The organism is Blastocatellia bacterium, assembly GCA_025055075.1.
GTDB lineage: Bacteria > Acidobacteriota > Blastocatellia > HR10 > HR10 > HR10.
In genome coordinates, this window is sequence record JANWYV010000035.1 from 38,936 (window position 1) to 58,681 (window position 19,746).

Genomic DNA, 19,746 nt, shown 5'->3' on the forward strand with positions numbered 1-19,746 from the left:
TGTACAACGCGAGGATCATAGCACGATTCCCTCCTGGCGGGAACCTGCTTCGCGAGCGCTTCAATCACCCCCGGCGATCGCCGAAACGCCGTCTCCGCACAACGTGAGCCCACCTCATGATCCCGGCGGACGACGCGCGAACCACAGGCCGCGAGCGCGACCGGCATTGAGGATGAAGCCGACGATGCGCCCTTGGGCATCTCGACGAAATTGGTAATGCAAGCCCGCAAGACTCAGGAACTCATCCTCGCGAAGGTGCTGGAGTGGAGAAGCGGGAATCCCGCGCGCGTGCACGACCAAGGCCTCGCCCTCGCGCGCGATCGTGTAAACAGCATCTAGCTCCTCGCTCTCGTACCTCCCCACATACTCGAGAAGCCGCTCGGGCGAGAGCGTCACCGGAGTCACCTTCTCGTAAACCTCAGCCGGTCGGTTGGGCCGAAGTATTTGGAATCGAACGGACGAGGCCTCGCCCTCGCGCGACTCCTCGAAAGCTAATTCCGCCGAGAACGGCGCTACGAGCTGAAAGCGATCCTTCGCGATCGGCCTTAATTCCAGATTCGAGCCGAACGCTTCCAAAGAGAATGTCGAACCACGCTGGAGGAGGCGGACGATGGCGCCCGTCTTCGGATTCCGATAGATTCCCACCCGAGCCGCCAACTCGCGCTCGGCGAGCGCCACGCGCTCGGACGACGGCGCGGGTTCGGGAAAGGCGGAGGCCAGATACAGATCCGCGATCTGGCGCGCGAGCACCGTGGGATTGATAGTACTCAGATTGCACAAGCAGATCACCGAGAATCGCCGCTCGGGGAAGCGCAGGAATTCAGCTCGATATCCTGCCCAAGAGCCGCCGTGATGGATCATCGTTAAGCCGCGATGCGTGCCCAGGATCAATCCCGCCGCGTACCGGATCGTCTCGCCGCTTGCGAGCTGACCAGGCGTCAGCATCCGACGGATCAGTTCTGGCCCGCCGACCTTCGGCTCATAGAAATTCGCATCCCAGCGCGCCAGATCCTCCACCGTCGTCATCAGCGCGCCATCTCCGGTCTGCTCGAACTGCGACATGTTGATGCGAAATCCCCCTTCCGGAGCCGGGGCATATCCGGTCGCGCGGCGAGGAACGATCCGCGTGTGATCATCCTGAAAATGCGTGCTCCTCATCCCGAGCGGGCGGAAGATGTGCTCTTCGGCGAACTCGCGGAGCGATTTGCCGCTCGCACGCTTGACGATGATCGAGAGCAAGAAGTAGCCGGAGTTGCTGTAAAGATACTCCTCTCCGGGAGCGAAATTGAGCCCCCTCTGCCGCGCAATCAAGCGAAGGGCATCCTCCTCGGTCGTAACCCCGGCGAAATGAACGCCGGCCAAGGCCATGAGCGTGAGATAGTCCCGCAGCCCGCTCGTGTGATGCAGCAGGTGACGAATGGTGATCGGCCGGCCATAGTCGGGGATCTCTGGCACGAACTTCCGAATGTCGTCGTCCAGCGAGAGCTTTCCCTGTTGTTCCAGCAGCACGATGCTCGCCGCCGTGAACTGTTTTGCCGTCGAGCCGATGTCGAAGACCGTTTGAGGCGTGATGGGAATCGCATGCTCGAGATTAGCCATGCCATAGCCGCGCGCATAGATGAGCTGCCCATCCTTGATGATCCCAATGGCGCATCCTGGAGAACCCGACCGATCCCATGCGGCGAAGAGTCGATCCACGTGCGCCCGCAGTGTGCTCTCGCTTTCTGAGATTTGAACAGGAGCGCCCTGCGCCGTCGGCAAGCCCGCCTCGGGCTCTCCGCTCATGAGGGAAGGATCACCCGGCCATTTCCCGAGAAGCATCGCCATTGCGATCACTCCCATGATCCCTCGCCATTCTCTTCGAAGGATGACTCGCCTCATCATCGCGCTCGTCTTCTCCGGCGGACAATAATCGCGAACTTCACAAAAGCAGATCTTCACGCGAGAGACATTATAGGCGCAAGGGGACGTCCGAACCAATGTCCCGCGTCTTCGCCTGCGCGGGATCGCACAATGGTTGATGACGCCGTCAGGATGTGACGAGTGAGAAAGCAGGGGCCTGATGATGAGGGCCCCCGCTTCGCTCTCAGAAGATGAACTTCAACCCGAATTGAATCTGCCGATTCAACGTCGTCGTCGCATTCACTTTCCCGAAGGCCGAGGAGGCCCGATTCCGCTCCGGAATCCCAAAATTCGCGTGATTCGCTGCATTGAAGAACTCGGCCCGAAATTGAAGCCGACGTTCCTCTCCGAGGCGGAAGTTCTTGAAGAGTCCGAGGTCGAGGTTATTGATCCCATCAGCGATGAGGATGTTGCGCCCGGCGTTTCCGTAGGCATACACCCCCGGCGGCAAGGTGTCAGAAAATGCGTCCGTGTTAAACCACCGATCGGGCGTGGGCTTCTTCAGTTTGGGATTCCCCACGACGAAGGGACGGTTCTCGCCGCCTGTATTGGAGATGTCGCGAGTCGTGATCACAGTGAACGGCCGTCCAGATTGCAGCGTGAGGATACCCGTTATCTGCCATCCTCCCAGGATGTGCTCGAGAACCGGATGGGCCGTCGAGAGCCAACGCCGACCCCGCCCGATGGGTAATTCGTACACGAAGCTGGTGACGAAGCGATGTCGCGCGTCGAACTCGGAGAGACCGCGTTCGGCCCTCAGGTTCCTCGGATTTTGAACAGCAGCTTCCCCAATGCCAGAAGTCGAGGGCGGTGCTCCAAGGTCGATGGACTTCGAGATCGTCCAAGAAGTGAGGAGCGAAAGCCCTTGGGCGAAGCGACGCTCAATCCGCAACGAAAATCCGTGATAGCTGGACGTCCCAACAGCATCGCGCCAGAAGACGTTGCTCCACTGCGGCCAGGGACGACGCGCCTGGATCGGCCCAGGCCCCGGTTCCGGCTGGTTGATGTCGAACAGTAACGGTAAGCGCGTCCCTTTCGATCCGAGGTATGTCACCTCGACGAGAAGATCCGAGGTCACCTCGCGCTGGATCCCGAGGCTCCACTGCTGCATATAGGCGGATGGAAAGTCATAATTGATCCCGTGCGGCGTGAAGCCACCGGCGGCTACGCCCGGCGGGAAGGGCCTCTCCCACGTTGCCAGGACACGCGTCGTCGTATTGGTGAACGTCTGACGGATGCGGAACGGAATCCCACGATACATTTGCGAGAGCCCATTGCCCGCGACAATCTGATTGTAGAAGATCCCGTAGCCGCCACGAAGCACCGTGCGGTTATCGCCGAAGATCCGATAAGCGAAACCAAACCGTGGAGCGAAGTTATTCTTATCCAAGCGCCAGAGCCGACGTCCGAACGGCGAGCGCCCCACGGTGACGAGGTTCCCATTGGCATCCACATTGATCAAGCGTCCATCGGCGACAGGGACGAATCCGGTCTTCGGATCGAAGCTCGACATCTTGTTGACGCGCTCCAGTTCGGGAAAGTTCAGCTCATAGCGCAGGCCAATGTTCAGCGTCAGCTTGGGCGAAACCTTCCAATCATCCTGCACATAAAATCCCGCCTGCGTCGTATAGGTGTTGGAGAACGGCTCGCCTGGGGCGCGCGACGTCGAGCGCAACAATCCGAGCAGGAAGTCAGCGAACGCGTTCCCAGTGAATTGTCCGTTGAAGAAGAAATCGCCCCGACCGAACTGCGTGAAGAACGAGTTGAAGAGGAACCGTTTCACGTCGGCTCCGGCCTTCACCGTATGATCGCCCCCCGTATAAGTCACGCTATTGGCGATATGATAAGTGTTCGTTCGCCGTCCCTGGGGGAGATTGGTCGGCCCTCCGATGATGGCGAAGCCCGAGACGCGGACCTGCGGCAAGCCCGTGTTAAAGAACTCCGGCCCGGCAAGGCCATCGGGGCCGCCTTGTGGAATGCCGAGCTTCTGCACCATGTTGCCCAGCGCCATGTCCTCGTGGAAGCGGTTCGTGCGCAAGCGGTTGTACCCTATCCGGAACTCGTTCAAAAAGCGCGGCGAGAAAACATGCGTGTCCACGATGGCGATGTGCTGCGTGCGCTCGGGCTCCGTGCACCCAAATCCCGGGATGACTCGATCGCCACAGAGTGGATTCGAGGGCTCGAAGTTCTCGCGCTGCATGAATTGATAGCTCGCGAAGAAGCTGTTCGCTTCCGAGAACTTGTGATCCACGCGGACGGAGAATTGATTCTGATTCTGAGTCCGAACAGCATTGAACGCATAGTTATTGGCCAATCCCGGCTGATTCGGCAACGGCCAGAAATCCAATAGGGCGCGGCTGATCCGATGAATACGATCCTCGGGGATCCGATTGCCAGGGAAGGGCTGCCCAGTCTGCGGATCTCGAATGGGCGTCGCGATCTCGGAGAGATCGCCCCGGCGCATCTTCTCCGTCGGGACGGTGGCCAGTCGAGCGACCCCTTCGGTCAGCCGCAGGCCCTCATACGTCACAAAGAAGAACGCGCGATCGCGAACAATGGGACCACCCGCTGAGAAACCAAATTGATGCCGTTTGAGTTCCGGCTTCGGCCCTCGTAAGAAGAAGTTACGCGCATCGAGATTGTCATTCCGCAAGAATTCGAAAACGGTGCCGTGGAATTCGTTCGTCCCGGATTTCGTCGTGATGATGATCTGCCCTCCCGAATGCCGCCCGTATTCGGCGCTGTAGATCCCGGTGAGGACCTTGAACTCGCGAATCCCATCCACCGAGGGACGATGCGTCGGTTGCATCGTCGTCTCATCGTTATTGTCAATGCCGTCGAGCAGGAAGTAATTGTTGACCTCCGGATTACCCGCTACGTTGAAGCCGCCGCGAAAGCCAAGGGTCGAGCCTTGAGGCGGATTGAAGACATTAGGCGCTAATTGAGCGAGTTGCCAGAACTCCCGCCCATTGAGCGGCAACTCCTTCACCTTCTGCTCATCAATGACATTCCCCACCATCGCGTTCTCCGACTGCACCAACGGTGCGCCCGCTGTCACGACAACTTGCTCCTCAAGCCCGCCAACGACTAACGTGAAATCCAAGCGCGCCTCTTGTCCGACTTGCAGGACGATTCCCTCGCGGATCTCGGTTTTGAATCCTGTCGCTTGAGCCGTGATGGCATACGAATCGGCGGGCAACTGCGTGATCACGTAATCCCCCGAGTTGTTCGTCACCGCCGTTCGCGTCCACCCCTTGCTTACGTTCCGAACGATGATCGTCGCGCCGGGGATCACGGCTCCCGATTGATCCCTCACTGTCCCTCGAAGCGTCGCCGTGAACCCCTGCGGGTTCGCGAAGACACACCATAGACTGGCTATGGAGAGGATGAGGAACGACATCGCGGCCTTCATCGCCATCGCCTTCATCTTCCTCGCCTCCTTAGTTTGGGATGTGACAGTAACGATGCCCACTATAGCACGCATTGAGAAAATCTGTCAACACATCCCATCAGCATCAGCGTGCTGGACGTTATGCGCGTAACGCTTACCTGAGCAAAAGCGTATTCCTTATAGCTGAGGAACAACGTGAACGGAAGGGAGAGACTTCATGCGGGCGAGGAGAAGCCGACCAAGACCTTCATGGGGAGACATTTGGACGATCGAGAGGCCTTTCCTCATGGGTGCGCTCTTCATTGGGGCGACCTTGATTCTGAGCGGATGTCGAAGCGGATCTCCGGCCTCGAGCGCGCAAAACCCGATTGTGGGCGATCCGGCCTCTCCGAAGCTTGTGCGGACGGCGCGCGTCATGGTTTGGCCTTTTGAGGATACGATATCGGTCATGGGGACGCTGGCGGCTTACGATCAAGCGACGCTGCGGGTGAAGGTTCCCGGGCGGTTGCAGATGATCACCGTGGATTTCGGCAGCGTCGTGCGCCAGGGGCAATTGATCGCCCAGATTGAACCCCGCGACTACCAATTGCGCGTGGAGCAAGCTGAAGCAGCATTGGCGCAGGCGCGTGCGCGTTTGGGATTGCCCCTGGAAGGGACGGACGATCGCGTGGATCCCGAGCAGACCGCGCTGGTCCGCCAAGCGCGTGCCGTTTTAGAAGAAGCGCGTGCCAATTACGAACGCTCGACCCGGCTGTTTGAAGAAGGCGTCATCTCGCGCTCGCGCTTCGACGCCGACGAAGCGGCGTATAAGGTCGCGCTCGGCCGCTATCAGGACGCTCTGGAGGAGGTGCGCAATCGTCAGGCGCTTCTCGCTCAGCGGCGCTCGGAGCTTGCGCTCGCACGGCAACAATTGGCTGATACAGCCCTTTATGCGCCTTTTGATGGCGTCGTACAAGAGCGGCACACGAGCGTCGGGGAGTTTCTCGCCGTCGGCTCCCCCGTGGTGACGATCGTGCGAATGGATCCGTTGCGGCTGCGCGCTGAGGTTCCGGAGCGCGAAGCCCACCGGGTGCGCCCCGGACAACGCGTGCGCGTGACGGTCGAAGGCGACCCCACGATCTACACCGGCCAGATCGTGCGCCTCAGTCCGACGATCGCACTGCAAAACCGCATGCTCGTCGTCGAGGCCGAAGTGCGTAACAACGGGCAGCTTCGTCCGGGCGCCTTCGCGCGCGTGGAGATCCTCACCGGAGAAGGGCGCTCGGCGCCCGTTGTCCCCCCCAATGCCATTGTGAGCTTCGCCGGATTGGAGAAGGTCTTTGTCGTGCAACAGGGGAGAGCTGTTGAGAAGCGGGTGATGACCGGTCGCCGCACGGGGGAAAGGGTGGAGATTCTCTCCGGACTCGAACCGGGGGAGGAGGTCATCCTCGATCCAGGTAATCTGCAGCCGGGGCAAGCCGTCGTCTCCGTGCGCGAGCGATCGTGACCGGCTGGTGACACCAGGAGGAGAAACCCATGCAAAAACTCGCGGAGATTTGTATTCGACGTCCCGTCTTCGCCACGAATATCATCCTCGCTCTGGTCGTCGTTGGCGCGGCGAGCTATTTTCGCCTCGGCGTGGATCGTTTCCCCTCAGTGGATCTACCGACGGTGAGCGTGCGCACGGTCTTGCCCGGCGCATCGCCTGAGGAGGTCGAGACGCAAGTCTCGCAACGCATCGAAGAGGCCGTCAACACGATCGAAGGCATCTACGAGCTGCGCTCCATCTCCGGCCCCGGCGTCTCGATTGTCATCGTGACCTTCAATCTGGATCGTGACATTGACGCTGCCGCTCAAGATGTCCGCGATCGCGTGGCGACGGTGCTGCGGGATCTGCCGCGCGACGCGGAACCGCCCATCATCTCCAAGTTCAACAATGACCTCTCTCCAGTGCTGACGATTGCTCTCTCAGCCGATCGGCCGCTGCGGGAGTTGACCGAATTGGCCGACAAGATCGTGAAGCGGCAACTGGAGCGCTCCGAAGGCGTCGGCGAAGTGCGCGTGGTCGGCGGCTTGGAGCGTGCCATCAATATTTGGATTGATGCCCATCGGCTGGCGGCCTACCAGATTCCGATCACGGCCGTGCGGGAAGCCATCGCGCGTCAGAACGCGGACATCCCGGGCGGCAACGTGACGGCTGGGCCGCATGAGCAGACGCTCCGCACCATGGGGCGCCTCACCGATCCGAAGCAGTTCGACGATCTGGTCATCGCCACCATCAACGGGATGCCCATCCGCGTGCGCGACATCGGGTGGGCGGAAGATGGGACGAAAGAGCAACGCTCGTTCGCTCGACTGAATGGCGTCCCGACGGTGACGCTCGAAATCCGACGCCAGTCCGGAGCCAACACAGTCGCGGTCATCGAAGGGGTCAAAGCCCGACTGGCGCGCGTCCAGGCGCAGCTCCCGCCCGACGTGCGGATGGAGATCATCCGGGATCAGTCGCGGTACATCTACGCGGCGCTCCATGAGATCAACATGCATCTGCTGGCCGGCAGTCTGTTGGCCTGCTTGGTCGTTCTCCTCTTCATGCGGAGCTGGCGCTCGACGTTGATCGCGAGCGTGGCGATTCCCGCCTCGGTCATCTCCACCTTCGGCATGATGCGCGCCTTGGATTTCACCCTCAACAGCGTGACGATGCTGGCCCTCGTGCTCATGGTCGGCATCGTCATTGACGACGCCATCGTCGTCCTGGAGAACATTTTCCGTTTCGTCGAAGAGAAGAAGATGCGCCCTCTTGAGGCGGCGCGCGCGGCGACGGCCGAAATCGGCCTCGCCGTCACGGCGACGACGCTCAGCCTCGCCGTCATCTTCATCCCCGTCTCCTTCATGTCCTCGATCTCGGGGCGCTTCCTCTATCAATTCGGCATCACGGCGGCGGTGGCCGTGATGGTCAGCCTCTTGGTCTCCTTTACGCTGACGCCGATGCTGAGCGCGCGCCTGTTGCGCGCTGAGGATGCTTCCGGGAATACCGGTGTCGCCAGATCGCGAACTGGCTTTTACGCCGGATTGGAACGGGGATACCTGGCCATCCTCGCCTTCGCCATGCGTCATCGGGTGCTCGTCGCCGGGGCGGCCGTCCTGGTGATGCTCTCTTCGATCCCGCTCTACCAGATCCTGCGCCAGGAATACATCCCCAGCGACGTGGATGAGGCGGAATTCGAGGTCAATGTGACGGCTCCCGAGGGCACGAGCATCGCCGCCATGGATGAGATCATGCGAGCTATTGAGGCCGACCTGCGAGCGACGCGAGGCGTGCGTTTGGTCCTCGCCTCGGCCGGCGGGGGATTTCTCGGCAACGTCAATCAGGGGAGCGTCTACGTCCGCATCGCTCCTCACGAAGAGCGGCGATTCTCCTTGGCGCGCCTCTGGCGCGAGACGCTCAAAGGGCGCCCGCTCGATGCGTTTCGCGGAAATTACACGCAACGCGATGTCATGCAAGAGGTGCGTCGCCGTTTGCGTAAGTACTCCGATCTCCGAATTGCGGTGCGCAATGCCCCCTCGTTCAATATCGGCGGAGGCAATTTCGACATCGATTTCGTCATCCGAGGTCCGGATCTCGAGCAGCTCGCCGCCTATGCGGAACGCCTGCGGCAGCAAGCCGATGCGCTGGGCATCGTAGATGCCGACACGACACTGAAGCTGGATAAGCCCGAATTGCGCGTCGAGATCGATCGGGATCGCGCGGCGGCACTCGGCGTTTCCACCGAGGACATCGCAACGGCGTTGCGCATCATGGTCGGCGGGGATGAGAGGGTCTCGCGGTTCCTCGATCCGACGCTCAATGAGGACTACTATGTCCAACTTCGATTGACCGAGGGCGACCGCAACGATCCACAGACGATCTCGCGCTTGTACGTGCCGAGCCGCGGCGGGGGATTGGTGCGGTTGGACAACGTAGTGCGGTTGGTCCCGGCGCGCATCGCCTCGCGAATCGATCGCTTGGATCGGCAACGGCAAGTCAGTTTGCGCGCGCAGGTCGCGCCAGGTTATGGTTTGGCCGATCGCCTCCAAGCGCTGCGCGCGGCCGCGGCGGAGTTGAACATGCCCCCCGCCTATACGATCAGCATCGCCGGACGCGGGCGCGAGCTGGAGCGCACCTTCCGCGAATTCGTCTGGGCATTCCTGCTGTCGGTCATCTTCATGTACATGATCTTGGCCTCGCAATTCGAGAGCTGGGTGCATCCGTTCACGATCCTGCTCTCGCTGCCGCTCTCGGCGCCGTTCGCCTTGCTCTCGCTCTGGGCGACGGGCAACACGCTCAATCTCTACTCCGCGCTGGGATTCCTCGTGCTCTTCGGCGTGGTCAAGAAGAATGCGATCCTTCAGATCGACCACACGAACCAGCTCCGCGCGCAGGGGATGGATCGGCTTTCGGCCATCCTGCAGGCGAATCGCGATCGGCTGCGTCCGATTTTGATGACGACGCTCACGCTGGTGGCTGGCATGATCCCGATGGCTATCGGGACCGGTCCGGGCGCTGAAGAGCGACGGGCCGTCGCCGTCGTCGTCATCGGTGGACAATCGCTCTGTCTGCTGTTGACGCTGATTGTCACGCCGGTGGCGTATTCGATCTTCGATGACATCGGCGCGATGGCCTTCTGGCGAACGTTGGCGGAACGCCTGCGCGTGACGCTCGAACTGGTGCGACGGCCGCTTGGCGCTATCTTCGGAGGGCGTCAGGTCACCGCTCATTCGCGTGCCGTCGCCCCTCTGTTCGAGCGCGAAGAGCGCGAAGTTGAAATCAGCCCCAAGAGTGGCGATTAGACATGGCGCGCGGGAGTCACGGTTCGGACAGCGCTTGCTCTCCCACCTCCGTCTCTCGCCAGGAGAGGAGTCGTCCCTTTGCGCGCTCCTTCCGGGACTCCGAAGAGGAACGCACCATGTCGCGTCCCCATTGGGCGATCGCTTGTGTTCCCCGCTCCGCCGACGTGAGCGGGCGCACGGCGAGAACAAACTAAGGAGGGAAACGTCATGAAGCATAAGAGGAGACTGCTCGGAAGAAGCCTCTCGCTTTTCCTTGCGAGTGCCCTCATCCTCGCTCCCTCAGTCTTTCCCCAAACGAAGGAGAAAGCGCGGCCCACTCCGGCCGCTCAGAAACTCGATGAGGGGTACACGGCCAAGATCCGCGAATATACGACCGAGCCATTCTTCCTGACCGAGTTGGTAGATCATCTGCCGGCTTCCGATACGGTGCCCACGCCGGAGAAAGTGCTCGGTTACATCATCGGCGCACCGAATAAGCTGACGTACACGAAGGACATCTACCGCTACATGCGCGAGTTGGAGAAAGCGACGCCGCGGGTGAAGGTCTTCACAATGGGCTATTCGGAAGAAGGGCGAGAGATGATTTTGGTCGTCATCTCCGATGACGCGAATATGCGCCGGCTGGAGCGCTACAAAGAGATCACGGCTCGACTGGCCGATCCGCGCACGCTCACCGACGAAGAGGCCAAGCGGTTGATCGCCGAAGGACTGCCCATGTATTGGGCGACTGGCGCGATCCATTCGCCGGAGACCGGCTCGCCCGAGATGCTCATGGAGCTGGCCTATCGGCTCGCCGTCGAGGAGACGCCCTTCATCCAGGAGATCCGAAAGAATCTGATCGTGCTCATCACGCCTGTCGTCGAGGTGGACGGACGCGACCGCCAAGTCGATCTCTACAACTATCGCAAGGCCAATCCCAATAAGCCCGCGCCGAACTTGATCTACTGGGGGAAGTACGTCGCTCACGACAACAATCGCGACATGATGTCACTCTCGCTGGCGCTCAGCCGACATATGATGCGGACTTTCTTGGAGTGGCATCCGCAGGTGTTGCACGATCTACACGAATCGGTCCCCTTCCTCTACACCTCGACGGGAACGGGGCCATATAACGCGTGGATTGACCCGATCTTGATCAACGAATGGCACCTGTTGGCCTATCACGAGATCGAGGAGATGACCAAGCGGGGCGTGCCCGGAGTGTGGACGCATGGATTCTACGACGGATGGGCGCCCAACTACATGTTCTATGTCGCCAATGGACACAATGCGATCGGGCGATTCTACGAGACCTTCGGTGGGCGCGGAGCGGACACAGGCGAGCGTACTGTTCCGGCCGCGCAAACGACGCGGACATGGTACCGGCCGAATCCTCCACTGCCGCGTGTTCGCTGGTCGTTTCGCAACAATATCAATCTGCAGCAGAGCGCTTTGCTCTTCGCGATGAACTTCGTGGCGCGGAACAAGGAGCGGTTCTTGCACAATTTCTATCTCAAGAGCAAGCGCTCGGTATTGAAGGCGACCACTGAAGGCCCGGCGGCGTGGGTCATTCCGGCCGATGATCCGCGCCCGGTCGAATGCGCGGAACTCGTCAACCTCCTTCGGTTACAAGGCGTCGAAGTCCACACGGCGGACCGCGAGATCGAAGTGACGGTGACCGACGGGCGAGAGGAGAAGAAGGTCACTTTCCCACCCGGCAGCTACATTATCCGCATGGATCAACCCTACAGCCGCATGGCCGATATGTTGCTCGATACGCAGTATTACAATCCGAACGATCCGCGCCCCTACGATGATACGGGCTGGTCGCTCGGGGCCCTGAAGAACGTGCGGACTGTGCGCGTGACGGACACGGCGATCTTGAAAGCCCCGATGACCCTCCTGACCTCGGATGTGAAGGTTCGGGGGCGAATCATCGGACCGGCGGCGACGGCCGGATACCTCATCAATCACAACACGGACAACACCCTGGCGACATTTCGCTTCCGGTTGAGGGACGTGCGCATGCTCGCCGCTGAAGAACCATTTGAAGCGCTCGGTCGCGCGTTCAATGCTGGTTCGTTCATCATCCCGACCGAGGGGAATCCGCCGGACTTGCGCGCGCGTCTCGAACAAGCGATTGCAGACCTCGGCCTCACCGTATATGCCGTCGAGGAGTTGCCGAAAGTGCCCACCCATCCGATCGCCGTACCGCGCATCGCGCTCGTGCACACGTGGACGAACACGCAGAACGAAGGCTGGTTCCGTCTCGCCTTCGATCGCTTGCAAATCCCTTACGACTACGTCTCCGTGCACGTGCTGCGCGACACGCCGAACCTCCGCGACAAGTACGACGTGATCATCCTGGGACCGACTCCAGGCAGTGCGCAAGCGATCGTCAACGGCCTCCCGAAGCGCGGCGATCCCATCCCGTGGAAGAAGAGCGACCTGACGCCGAACATCGGCACATCCCCAGACCAAACGGATGACATCCGAGGAGGGATCGAGCTGGAAGGTATGGTCAACCTCAAGCGCTTCATCGAGCAGGGAGGACTGTTCGTCACGATCGGAAGTAATGCCGCCCTCCCCATCGACTACGGATTGATCCAAGGCGTCTCCATCGTTCAAACGCGCGAGCTGCAAGCGCGCGGCGGCGTGTATCGCGCCGTGTTCGCCGACAGGCGGAGCCCCATCGCTTACGGCTACGGGGATCACCTCGCCGTGTACTTCAATCAAGCGCCCGTGTTTCAAGTGAGCCTGACTGGCGGCCTGGGCGGAGGAAGCGGAGCTTTCGGCGCGCAACAGCAACAACCGACTGGGCGACCGAGCGGACGTGGCTCGCTCACCGATCCCGATATCCCCCAAGGACGACCGTATGTGCCGCCGCCACCCTCTCCGCGTCCGGGAGAGGAATCGGGAATCCCGGAAGAAGTGAGCGAGTTCGTGCGCGCATTCCTCCCTCCGCCGGAGGCGCGACCGCGCATCGTCTTGCGCTTCGCCGAAGAGCGGGACCTGCTCATCGCCGGGATGCTTGCCGGAGGCCGCGAGCTGGCGAATCGTCCCGCCGTCATTGATGTCCCCGTCGGCAGAGGACACGTGCTCCTGTTCGCGAACAATCCGATGTGGCGACAGCAAACGCAAGGCAGCTTCTTCCTCCTCTTCAACGCCATGCTCCACTACGATCATCTTCACGTCGGACGACAACGGGCGCGCATCGAGGCCACCAGCGACGAAGAAGACTTGCAGTGAATACCGAAGCCAGCGAGCCCGCGAGGGGGAACGAAGGATTCGCTCCCCGAGAGGGCTCGCGGCGCGCGTCGTTTGAGCCCGACCGTCGTATGCGCCCGCGGGGGATTTTCGAGTATAATGCCCCCCGTATGCGGCAGCACGATCTTCGGCAGTGACCGCTTCCGGAGGGGCGAGATGGGGAAAGGAAAACTCGTATGGGCGTTGACATTGGCGGTGATGCTGGAGCCACTACCGACGGGCGCGTTCGGCGGGCGGCCCGTTCGCGCTCGGCATGGTCTGGTGGCGTCCACGCATGAGATCGCTTCGCGCGTGGGCGTGGAGATTCTGCAGCGCGGAGGGAATGCTGTGGATGCGGCGGTGGCGGTTGCGCTGGCGCTCGCCGTCGTGCATCCGGCAGCGGGGAATCTGGGAGGAGGAGGCTTCATGCTCATTCGCCTGGCCGATGGGCGAACGACCGTGATTGATTATCGAGAGACGGCACCGACTCGCGCGCACCGCGATATGTATGTGGACGAGAAGGGCGAGATCATTCCCGAAGCCTCGACCGTCGGACATCGCGCCGTCGCCGTCCCGGGAACGGTCGCCGGCATGGCGCTCGCTCTCGAAAAATATGGGACGATGTCCTGGGCGGACGTCTGCCGGCCCGCCGAACGACTCGCGCGCGAAGGCGTCGTACTCACCCATTTCGAGGCCGAGAGCTTGAAGCGAGCCGCACGACTCCTGTCTCGCTTTCCCGAAAGCCGGCGCATCTTCCTTCGCGATGGACGCTACTACGAAGAGGGCGAGGTCTTTCGCCAACCAGAGTTAGCCGACACTCTTCGACGGCTCATCGAGCACGGTCCGCGAGAGTTTTACGAGGGTGAGACGGCGCGCCGCATCGTCGCTGAGATGGAAGCCGGAGGGGGATTGATCACGCTCGAGGACCTGAAGAACTATCGCGCCGTCGAGCGCGAGCCGTTGCGCACGACCTATCGCGGATATGAGATCATCACTGTCCCCCCGCCCAGCTCTGGCGGCGTCGCCCTGATCGAAATGTTGCATATCCTGGAAGGCTTCGACTTGCGCGCGCTCGGTCATAATTCCGCTGAGTACGTGCATCTGCTCGTCGAGGCGATGCGGCGCGCGTTCGCCGATCGCGCGCGCTTCCTTGGCGATCCGGACTTCGCGCGCATTCCGGTGAAGGGACTCACCTCGCGCCGATATGCGGAGGCGTTGCGTCGAACGATCGACCCCAAACGTGCGACTCCCAGCGCCACGCTCACCGGAGGCGACGCCTTCGCTTACGAATCCGAACAAACGACGCATTTCACCGTCGTGGATGCGGCGGGTAATGTCGTCGCCAATACATACACGCTCAACGGCAGCTACGGAAGCGGAGTGACCGTTCGCGGAGCGGGATTCCTCTTGAACAACGAGATGGATGACTTCACGAGCAAGCCGGGCGCGCCCAACATGTTCGGACTCCTCCAGAGCGAAGCCAATCAGATCGCCCCTCGCAAGCGTCCGCTCTCGGCGATGACGCCCACGATCGTGCTCAAAGACGGTAAGCCATGGCTGGCGTTGGGTAGTCCGGGCGGCCCGACGATCATCAACACCGTCCTGCAGGTCATCCTCAACGTCATCGAGTTTGGGATGAATCTTCAGCAAGCCGTCGCAATGCCTCGCGTGCATCATCAATGGATGCCGGATCAGATCGTCTACGAGCCCTTCGGGCTCTCACGGGATACGATCGAAGCGCTCCGAGCGCGCGGGCACACCTTGACGGAGAGGCCTCGTTACATGGGCGATGTGCAAGCCATCATGATCGAGCCGGAGACGGGCATGCGCTTGGGGGCTTCCGATCCGCGCATGGATGGAAAGCCGGTGGGCTATTGAGTCGTATGACGCACGCTCGATGGCTCCGTTGGGCGATCCTCGGACTTCTCTTGCTTCCTCCCGTCGGAAGCGGCGCGTCCTCGCAAAGCGCGGCACGCAGGGCTTCGGCGCTCATCTACCGAGATGATTTCGGCGTTCCTCACATCTTCGCTCCGGATGTGGAGACGGCGGCCTATGCTGTCGGCTACGCGCAAGCGGAAGACCGACTCGAAGAGTTGCTCAAGAACTATCGCCGGGCGACGGGAACGATGGCCGAAGCCTTCGGTCCAGAATTCTTCCGACAAGATTACGAACAACGCTTGTGGCGACACGCCGAGGTGAGTCGCGCGAACTATCACCGCCTCACCCCGAAGACGCGAGCCGTGATCGAGGCCTTCATCGAAGGGGTGAAGGCGTACATGAGGGAACATCCGGAAAAAGTGCCCGCGTGGGCGCCGGAGATCCAGCCATGGCACGTCGTCGCCCTCGGACGCTTCATCATCTTCGGATGGCCTGTCGGCGAAGCCTTGGCCGATCTGCGTCGGGTCGGGATCACTCCCGATGTCCCATCGGGGCTTCCCGCCGAACTCCGGAATCTGTGGGGAAGGTCGCCGAGCAGTTTCGATCTCGCGGATCGTGGCTCGAACGCGATGCTCATTGCCCCGTGGCGTACAGCGATGCGCGCGCCCATCGCCATCATTGATCCGCATCTCAGTTGGTACGGCGAATTCCGTTTCTATCAACTCCGCATATACGCAGGCACCTTGGCCGTCGCCGGCGTCGCGATCCTCGGCACTCCCCTCCCCGCGCTCGGACATAGCGCGCACTGTTCCATCGCAATGACCACGGGAGGACCAGACACGGCCGATGTCTACGAGGAAGAGGTCAACCCCGAGAATCCGCGCCAATATCGCTATGACGGGGAATGGCGTCCGATGCGCGTGCGCGCGGAGCGGATCGGCGTTCGCCGAGGAGATCGCGTGGAATGGGTGACCATCGAGATCGAGGAGACGCACCACGGGCCGATCATCGCCCGCCTCGGTCACAAAGCTTACGCGGTGGCGCTCCCCTACGCGGAGGAAGTGGAGCTGATGGACCAAATCTTCGAGATGCTGATGGCGCGCGATGTCGAGGAGATGAAACGCGCGTTGGCGCGCCTTCAACTCATGGCGCAGAACGTCTTGATCGCCTGCACCTCGGGCGACCTCTATTACGCCCGCGTCGGGCGCGTGCCGATCCGGCCTGATGGCGTAGATCCGAGTCGTCCCATTCCCGGACACACGGCTGCCACCGAATGGCGCGGGATTCATCCGTTCTCCGATCTCGTGCAGCTTCAGAATCCCCCTTCCGGCTACATGCACAACTGCAACGTGACGCCATTCGCCATGATGCGGGAGAGTCCCCTCGTGCCGGAGCGGTACATCCCGTACATCTACAACGCGAGCCGCACGGCGCCGCGCCATCAACGCGGCGAACGCGTGACGGAACTGTTGGACGCGGCGACGCGCGTCACCGAGGAACAAGCGCTCGCCCTCGCTTTCGATACCGGCGTTTGGCACGCTGAGCTGTGGCAAGCGCGAGTGAGAGAGGCATGGGAACGAGCGCCCGAGTCGGCGAAATCACCGGAGGTGGCCATCGTCTACGAATTGATCCAACGCTGGAACCGGCGCAGCGATCCCGATTCCGAGGGCGCGCTCGCGTTCTACGCGTTCAAGAAAGCGCTCGGCCCGATGCTCGCTCCTCGCGTTGATCCCCCGCCGACGGTGACCGACGCTGAGCTTCTCGAGGCGCTCGCGCGCGCAGCGAAATGGCTCAGGGCGACGTTCGGATCGCTTCGCGTCCCCTACGGGCGATATTTCCGCGTCGGCCGCGAAGGCGGGACGCGAACATGGCCTGTCGGAGGCGGCTCTCTCAATCGAGAACCGAACAATGTGGGGATGGCGACTCCGCGCGCCATCACCTTCGTCCCCGCGGGCGAGGTGATGCTCGGACGCGCCGGACAATCGGCGACGCACGTCGTCATCCTGACGAAACCGCCTCGGTCATATTCGGTCGTCCCCCTGGGGCACAGCGACGATCCGAAGAGCCCGCATTGGGACGACCAGGCGGAAAAGCTCTTCAGTCGGGGACGCGCTGCGCCCACGTATTTCCTGCGCCGCGGTGAGCTACTCAAGCACGTCACGGCGCGAAAGGTGGTGAGGCGCACGATGAGAAGACCACGAGGATGAAACGCGGACTCTCCCGACGGCGCTTCCCCGCCCCCACAGATTTCGAGGAGACAGAGTTTGCCCCCCATCGGCGCTCCAGCTCGTAATGAGGATGCTTCACCATGCGGGAATCGAGCTGCGCATTTCGGCCATTTCTCGCCTACCCCAAGCCAGCGGGCAACGGGAAAACGCTCATCGTCGAAGCTCTCGACACGGAGATCCCCGTCGAATGCGGATGAGGGAGCCATCGCCTCCCCTTCGGGAGAGGCTTCGTGCTATGATGAAAGGTCAACACAAGCGATGCTGGCGAGGGGTAAGCGTCTATGATCCGTCGGCTTCTCGATCGTCCGATCACGCGGCGTCCGGCCACTGTGCGCTTCACGGGGAGAATCCTCTTCCTCACCGAAGACCCCGATCTCATTCGTCGGCAGTTGGCCGGGGAGGATCTCGCATGGACGCCGGAGATGAAACTGCGGGATGACATTTCGACGGACGAGATCACGCCCGCCTACGTCTGCTTCTATTTCGACGAAACGCTCGGCGAATTCCCTTACATCGGCTTGAAAGCCGGCGATCAATTCCCCATCGGCCGGGGCGACGTCAAACGCGGGGGGTTCGTCGCATCGGTCTCGGGCAAACGACGAGGCAAGGGGAGCAGCCGCGAGCAAGCTCCGTTCGCTGAACTCTCCGCGGGCATCCGTGTCGTGATCGCGGAGAACATCGAACGCATTTACAAGCAAAATTGCCAAAACTTGGGCTTACTGACGACGACGAATTTCGATCTCATCGAGAAGATCCGACGCGGGGAAGAAATCCCGCTCTCCGCTTTCACTGAGGGTGAGGATGAGATCACGCGGCAGATCGTGGAATTCGGCGGCTTGTTTCCCTTCAACGTCGCGCGCCTCCAAGGCCAGGTCGCCATTCCCCCGATTCGGACCGAACCGCGTCCGATGACGCTCGCGGAGAAGATCCTGGCGCGTCACATGGTCGTGGATTTGCCGCAGGATCGCGTGGGCGTGCCGGCCGTACGTCCGGGCGATGCGGGATTCGTGCGCGCTGATTGGCGCTTCAGCCACGAATATGTGACGCCAATGGCCGCTATCTTCTTCGAGCGCTACGTCGGCGAAGAGGAGCGCGTCGCCGATCCCGATTCGATCCTCCTCTTCCGCGACCACTTGACGTTCCTGGACGAAGTCATGCCGCCGGAGCGACGCGCCATGGGCCTGCTGGATTTGGCTCACCAGCTCAAGCTCAAGCAGGAGGAGTTCGCCCGTAAGCAAGGGATTCGCTATCACGGGGAATTGAGCGATCGTAAGGGTTCCGAAGGGATCTGCCACAGCATCGTCCTCGAACGATACGCGCTGCCGGGGCAAGTGATCGTCGGCTCGGATTCCCACACGCCGCATTCGGGAGCGATCGGCGCCCTCGCCTTCGGCGTGGGCACGACCGATCTCTTCAATTCCTGGATCACGCGCGATGTGCGCGTGCGCGTGCCCGAATCGGTCAAAGTCCTCGTTCGAGGACGACTACCGGAGAACGTCACGGCGAAAGACCTCGTCTTGGCGATTCTGCGCCTTGACTACGTGAGAAGCGGCCGGGCGATCGGCAAAGTAATCGAGTATGCCGGCGATGCCATCCGCGCGCTCGATATAGATGAGCGAGCGACACTGACGAACATGGCCGCGGAGATCGGTGGCTTCACCGGGATCGTCGCTCCGGATGAGAAAACGGTGGACTTTCTGGTCGAGCGGCGCGGTCTCTCCCGCGCTGAGGCGGAACGATTGATCGAGGATCTCCAGAGCGATCCCGATGCCGAATACGCGCATGTGATCGAACTGGATGCCTCGATGATTCGTCCCATGCTCGCGCTGCCTGGCGATCCCGGCAATGGCATCGAGATCGCGTGCCTCGATCGCGAAGTGAAGATTCACATCGCCTACGGGGGCTCATGCACGGCGGGGAAGAAGGCCGATATGGACATGTACGCGCGCGTATTGGCCGAAGCGCTCGCCGAAGGTCGACGTGTGCATCCCGAGGTGCGTTTCTACATCCAATTCGGTTCGCAGGATGTCCGTCAATATTGCGCCGAGCGGGGGTATCTGGAATTGTTCCGACAAGCGGGAGCGATCGTGATCGAGCCCAGTTGCGGCGCCTGCATCAATGCCGGTCCAGGCGCGACGACGAGCCGCGATCAAGTGGCCATCAGCGCGCAGAATCGAAATTTCCCCGGTCGCAGCGGTCCCGGGCAGCTCTATCTCGCGAGCCCCCTCACGGTCGCGGCATCGGCCATCGCCGGAAAGATCGCCGAATACCGTCCGCGTCGTTCTTCGACCGTATGATCCCGGCACGGGGTGTCGG

General features: G+C 61.6%; 8 protein-coding genes. 6 read left to right on the forward strand and 2 right to left on the reverse strand.

Annotated elements, in window-relative coordinates; translation table 11 throughout:
* Positions 1–114: 114 nt before the first annotated feature.
* Both NZ746_09380 and NZ746_09385 read right to left on the reverse strand, forming a co-directional pair.
* Positions 115–1,881, reverse strand: a complete 1,767-nt coding sequence (locus tag NZ746_09380; protein ID MCS6817579.1) for a serine hydrolase — start codon at positions 1,879–1,881, stop codon at positions 115–117.
* Between the two features lie 205 nt (positions 1,882–2,086).
* Positions 2,087–5,329, reverse strand: a complete 3,243-nt coding sequence (locus NZ746_09385) for a TonB-dependent receptor (GenBank protein ID MCS6817580.1) — start codon at positions 5,327–5,329, stop codon at positions 2,087–2,089.
* Between the two features lie 181 nt (positions 5,330–5,510).
* On the opposite strand from NZ746_09385, the gene NZ746_09390 reads away from it, so the two are divergent.
* The 6 genes from NZ746_09390 (at position 5,511) to NZ746_09415 (ending at position 19,727) form a co-directional block, all read left to right on the forward strand.
* A complete protein-coding gene (locus NZ746_09390; protein ID MCS6817581.1) occupies positions 5,511–6,779 on the forward strand; it encodes an efflux RND transporter periplasmic adaptor subunit in 1,269 nt (422 codons plus the stop codon).
* Between the two features lie 29 nt (positions 6,780–6,808).
* Positions 6,809–10,099 carry an efflux RND transporter permease subunit gene (locus NZ746_09395; GenBank protein ID MCS6817582.1) on the forward strand — a complete coding sequence of 1,097 codons (3,291 nt, stop codon included), beginning with the start codon at positions 6,809–6,811 and terminating at the stop codon, positions 10,097–10,099.
* A gap of 207 nt (positions 10,100–10,306) precedes the next feature.
* Positions 10,307–13,327, forward strand: a complete 3,021-nt coding sequence (locus tag NZ746_09400; protein ID MCS6817583.1) for a M14 family zinc carboxypeptidase — start codon at positions 10,307–10,309, stop codon at positions 13,325–13,327.
* A 174-nt stretch (positions 13,328–13,501) separates the two neighbouring features.
* Positions 13,502–15,202: a gamma-glutamyltransferase gene (gene ggt / locus NZ746_09405; GenBank protein ID MCS6817584.1), complete on the forward strand. Its 1,701-nt coding sequence runs from the start codon at positions 13,502–13,504 to the stop codon at positions 15,200–15,202.
* Positions 15,203–15,207: 5 nt separating this feature from the next.
* On the forward strand, positions 15,208–17,409 hold the full coding sequence (locus tag NZ746_09410) for a penicillin acylase family protein (protein MCS6817585.1): 2,202 nt from the start codon (positions 15,208–15,210) through the stop codon (positions 17,407–17,409).
* Between the two features lie 302 nt (positions 17,410–17,711).
* Complete coding sequence (locus NZ746_09415; protein ID MCS6817586.1) at positions 17,712–19,727, forward strand: aconitase family protein; 2,016 nt, start codon at positions 17,712–17,714, stop codon at positions 19,725–19,727.
* The last annotated feature ends 19 nt before the right edge of the window (positions 19,728–19,746 follow it).